Below are 631 nucleotides of genomic sequence, written 5' to 3'. Positions count from 1 at the left end.
GTCCAGGACCAAGGATCGCCAGAACCCGCTTCAGGTTGTAGGCGAGCACGTGCAGGCTCATCTCGGTGCGCACCCGCTCCAGGGTCCGGGTCAGGAAGTGCGTGGCACCCATCCAGGCCTTGATCGTTCCAAACGGGTGCTCCACCGTCTGCCGCCGCAGGCGCGCCGTCTCCGGTGCCCGATCGAGCCGCTCCTGCATCGCATCGAGCACATCCTCATGCTCCCAGCGTCTGACCCGGCGCTCCTTGCCGGGCGTACACTGATCTTTGAGCGCACAGGTTTGGCAGCAGGTGGTCCAGTAGAGATGCAGCAGCATCCCATGTTCGATGGTGGAGCATCGTCGCGTCAGGCGCTCTCCAGCGGGACAGCGATGGGTGTCATTCTCGGGATGATAGACGAAATCCTGCTTGCCGAAGCGACCATCGGCCTTGGCGCACGACGTAAGGGTCTTGGGCACAGAGGGCGTGATGCCGGCTCGCTCGCAGGCCAGGATATCCTCGCCCTTGTAGTAGCCCCTGTCCGCCACAGCCTCCAGGCTCGGCGTGCCCAGGGCCGTCTGCGCCTGCTGAGCCATCACCGACAACTGCCCCCGATCCGAGCCGCTGTTGGTCACCTCATGCGCGACGATCAG

General features: G+C 64.8%; 1 protein-coding gene. It reads right to left on the bottom strand.

The features are described from left to right. On the bottom strand, positions 1-631 hold a 631-nt coding region (locus ACXJKO_RS32030), incomplete at both ends, for a transposase (RefSeq protein ID WP_457095017.1).

Source organism: Microvirga sp. P5_D2 (assembly GCF_054049475.1).
Note: the sequence above shows the minus strand (reverse complement) of the source record. Positions and strands in the feature narration are given on the sequence as shown.